The sequence below is a fragment of the Streptococcus danieliae genome (genome assembly GCF_013415245.1).
In the GTDB taxonomy this organism is placed as follows: Bacteria; Bacillota; Bacilli; order Lactobacillales; family Streptococcaceae; genus Streptococcus; species Streptococcus danieliae_A.
The window spans coordinates 1-4,755 of sequence record NZ_JACBXX010000036.1; the positions used below are offsets into that span (position 1 = coordinate 1).

Here is a 4,755-nt window from a genome sequence, read left to right on the forward strand (position 1 = left end):
TCTTGAGAACCATCTGGATAGGTCACAACAACCATCGCTGGCTTGTCACCTGGCTGGCTAGTGTCCACTGGGGTTTCAAATTCTACCTTAGTATCTGCTGGAAGCTCAGCTAGGTTGCTGATTGATTCCTCTGCGGATGGTGTTTCACCAACTTTAACAACTTGTTCAGCTGGAGCTGGTTCGTTAGTAGCTGCCTGAGTTGGATTTTCTTCAACCTTAACAGTTACAGGAACTTTGTCCTCAGAACCATCTGGGTAGGTTACAACTACCATGACTTGTTGATCGCCTGGTTGGCTAGTATCTACTGGAGTTTCGAAGGTAATCTTCGCATCTTTTGGTAGTTCATCAACGTTTGAGATGGACTTAGCTGGATCAACTTGATCACCAACTTTAACCGTTTGCACGACTGGAGCTGGTTCGTTAGTATCCGCTTGTTTTGGATTTTCTTCAACCTTAACAGTTACTGGAACCTTATCCTCAGAACCATCTGGGTAAGTCACAACTACCATGGCTTGTTGATCGCCTGGCTGGCTAGTGTCTACTGGAGTTTCAAAGGTAATCTTCGCATCTTTTGGTAGTTCATCAACGTTTGAGATGGACTTAGCTGGATCAACTTGATCACCAACTTTAACCGTTTGCACGACTGGAGCTGGTTCGTTACGATCAGCCTCTTTTTCAGGCTCAGTCACAGTAATCTTAAACTCTTCTGTAACTGGGTTGCCTTGAGCGTCTTTGACAGGATTACCATCTTTGTCCAGAACTGTTACAGTCACTGTGCTTTCGCCAGCTGTAGTTGGAGTTCCAGAGATTGTGTTGGTTGTTGGATCGAAGCTGACGCCTTCTGGGAGACCGTCAACCTTGAGTGAACCGCCTGTTGGAACTTTTTGAGCCGCAACTGGAACATCCTTGATTGGGCTGCCTTGTTCAACAGTTTGATCATCAATTGGTGTGATCGAAGCTGCAGCGGAGTTCGGATCTTTTGGATTGGTTCCGTCAGTTCCCTCGTTAGTATCTGGGATACCATCGTTATCATCATCCGCATCGTCCTTGTCTGGCGTGTTATCACCATCGGTATCCAAGTAGAAGTTAGCTTTCACTTGGTCGACAGAAGCATCTGGATAGGTTACAACGACAGGAACTTCTACTGTTTCAGCAGTTGTCGCTGTTGGCGATGCTGGAGCTGTAACAGTGACCACACCCGTGTTTTCATCAATCGCTACCGTGTAACCTTCTGGGGCAGTGTAGTCTGGTGCAATCGCAAACTTGGTTCCAGCTGGAGCTGTTGCTGGATTGCCATCCTTATCCGTCAGAGCTGGTGTTGAGGTAGCAGGTGTTCCTGGAACAACGTTTTTATCTTCATACTTAGGCTCAAGCGTGTCGGCTGCTTTCGTCGCCTCAGTCACAGTAATCTTGAACTCTTCTGTAACTGGGTTGCCTTGAGCGTCTTTGACAGGATTGCCTTCTTTGTCCAGAACTGTTACAGTCACTGTGCTTTCGCCAGCTGTAGTTGGAGTTCCAGAGATAGTGTTGGTTGTTGGATCAAAGCTCACACCTTCTGGGAGGCCTTCAACCTTGAGTGAACCGCCTGTTGGAACTTTTTGAGCCGCAACTGGAACATCCTTGATTGGGCTGCCTTGTTCGACAGTTTGATCATCAATTGGTGTGATCGAAGCTGCAGCGGAGTTCGGATCTTTTGGATTGGTTCCGTCAGTTCCCTCGTTAGTATCTGGGATACCATCGTTATCGTCATCCGCATCGTCCTTGTCTGGCGTGTTATCACCATCTGTATCCAAGTAGAAGTTAGCTTTCACTTGGTCGACAGAAGCATCTGGATAGGTTACAACGACAGGAACTTCTACTGTTTCAGCAGTTGTCGCTGTTGGCGATGCTGGAGCTGTAACAGTGACCACACCCGTGTTTTCATCAATCGCTACCGTGTAACCTTCTGGGGCAGTGTAGTCTGGTGCAATCGCAAACTTGGTTCCAGCTGGAGCTGTTGCTGGATTGCCATCCTTATCCGTCAGAGCTGGTGTTGAGGTAGCAGGTGTTCCTGGAACAACGTTTTTATCTTCATACTTAGGCTCAAGCGTGTCGGCTGCTTTCGTCGCCTCAGTCACAGTAATCTTGAACTCTTCTGTAACTGGGTTGCCTTGAGCGTCTTTGACAGGATTGCCTTCTTTGTCCAGAACTGTTACAGTCACTGTGCTTTCGCCAGCTGTAGTTGGAGTTCCAGAGATAGTGTTGGTTGTTGGATCAAAGCTCACACCTTCTGGGAGGCCTTCAACCTTGAGTGAACCGCCTGTTGGAACTTTTTGAGCCGCAACTGGAACATCCTTGATTGGGCTGCCTTGTTCGACAGTTTGATCATCAATTGGTGTGATCGAAGCTGCAGCGGAGTTCGGATCTTTTGGATTGGTTCCGTCAGTTCCCTCGTTAGTATCTGGGATACCATCGTTATCGTCATCCGCATCGTCCTTGTCTGGCGTGTTATCACCATCTGTATCCAAGTAGAAGTTAGCTTTCACTTGGTCGACAGAGGCATCTGGATAGGTTACAACGACAGGAACTTCTACTGTTTCAGCGGTTGTCGCTGTTGGCGACGCTGGAGCTGTAACAGTGACTACACCTGTGTTTTCATCAATCGCTACCGTGTAGCCTTCTGGGGCAGTGAAGTCTGGGGCAATCGCAAACTTGGTTCCAGCTGGAGCTGTTGCTGGATTGCCATCCTTATCCGTCAGAGCTGGTGTTGAAGTTGCAGGTGTTCCTGGAACAACATTCTTGTCCTCATACTTAGGCTCAAGCGTGTCGGCTTGTTTGGCAACATCTGCTACAAAGGAATCCAAAGCGAGGGCGGTTGAAATATCCGACGTTGACACGCCTTGTAAAAAGACCCCTGAAGTGTAGACAGCGGGAGCGCTTAAATCTGGTTCGACCGTAATCGGTACAGAAGATGCTCGGCCGTCAGCGTCAGCTGTAACCGTTACAGGAGCACCGATTGGCTCTCCATTCTTGAACCACTGGATTTGATAATCGCGATTGGGCATCAAACCCGATGTTGTTGATTCAACGGTTGTACCAGGTGTAGCTTTATTATCAGTCGTATCATAAACCAAAACGTCATGATTTGGTTGTTGGGCCAGAATGGCAAAGTTTTGCCAGAAATTATTAGCTGCTGGTTGGGCACCGGTTAAGGTATCCGCAGTGCTTTGGAACATATTTGTTTGGTAATTATTGGACCAAACCGCATAATCATCAGCTAGTGGGAAAGCATAGACATAGTCACTGTTAATGTGACGGTGTTTTTGACCGATGGTACCGTTCCACTTCATGAGTGCATTGTGGTCTACATCTGCATCCGAAACAACTTTTCCATACTCCTCATCGGATATCTTCCAAGAGATACGCAAACCTGAGTTTTGTTGCGTACGGGAAACACCATACAAGCCCTTGAACGGAATGTAGTAAGAACCATCAGCTTTCACAACTCCAACTACCGTTTCGGCAATATGCGAACCAACTCCATTTGCCGCCTGGTAATCCGCAACGATTTGTTTTTGAGCTGCCGCAAAATCGTCTAAGGTATAGTTCTTATTGTCGTTTTTCCAAGCGTCAAATAAACGGGCAACTTCATCATTGACGTAAGAAGCAACAACTTTTACACCGGTAGCATTCTGGTCACCCTTGTCTTGTGGCAAGGTACCGCCTTGGATCCACTGGTTGGCCAAGGTTCCCGGAGCATCTCCATTTTCATACCAAACATTACCACGAAGGGTTCCGTAGTTCCCAGATTCTGGCCATTCACCACTGACCGTCTCAGCCTCGCTCCACTCGGCTTTCGGTTTGGCTAGCCAAGATTCTGTGAATGGTTTTTCCTGAAGAATCACATGCGAATTGACAATCCGGTTCACACCAGCTGTGAAATCCCAGGATTCATTCTTCCGGTTGGTCCGGGTGTGGAATCCATAGGTTTTATCACCATGTTGAATGATATTGTATTTAGCTGGATCTGGATTCTCCACCCAGGTCCGGATGGCAAATTTGGTATCCCCAGCCATTTGGAAGCTATGGGAGGTTCCAGAAGCATCCACTACCGGTTCTGATAAATCAATGACAAAAGTTCCGTCTTCATTGGTTGTAGAGTAATAAACCGGTGAAACGAAACCTTTCCCATTCACCCACTGAATGTAGACCTTGACGCCGCCTAGCATTTTGGAATTTGCATTCGTTCCATCAAGCGTATCATCACGATAAAGCCAAGCTTTACCTTGGTAACCTTGACGCTGCATATCCGTTCCAGGCTTATGGATAGCCTCGCTAATATCAAACGGCGGTGTATTCTGATCCGTACCAGTGGCTACAGCTCGGAATCTTGAACGGGTCGGACGGTTCCCAGTTGTCACATAAGCCGCCTGCAGGCTCTCTGTCACCTTGTCTATATTTGACAAGCTGTCAACTGAAGCTTGCAAAGACTCAGTGTCCACTAACGTTTGAGAAGCGTTCTCTACAACTGGAAGTGAAACCTGCAAAGATTCCTTGGAAGGAGCTTCAACAACTTCTCCTGCTGGCTCTTGAACTGAGCTGTCTGAAGTATCAGCAACAGTCCGTTCTGCTACAGCAGTTGAAGCCGATGGGACAGCTACCTCCGGTTTGCTGGTTTCAGTAGTAGAAGATGAAACCACTTTATCTTCGGACTTCTGACTGTCTGAAGTTGCTGTTTTTACCTCTTCTTTTTTAGGATGTTTCATCAGTCCTAGG

1 protein-coding gene is annotated in these 4,755 nt (G+C 47.3%); it reads right to left on the reverse strand.

From position 1 onward, the window contains the following. A partial coding sequence (locus HZY94_RS00710) for a YPDG domain-containing protein (protein ID WP_179924549.1) occupies nt 1–4,745 on the reverse strand: 4,745 nt, incomplete at its 3' end. Between the last annotated feature and the right edge of the window lie 10 nt (nt 4,746–4,755).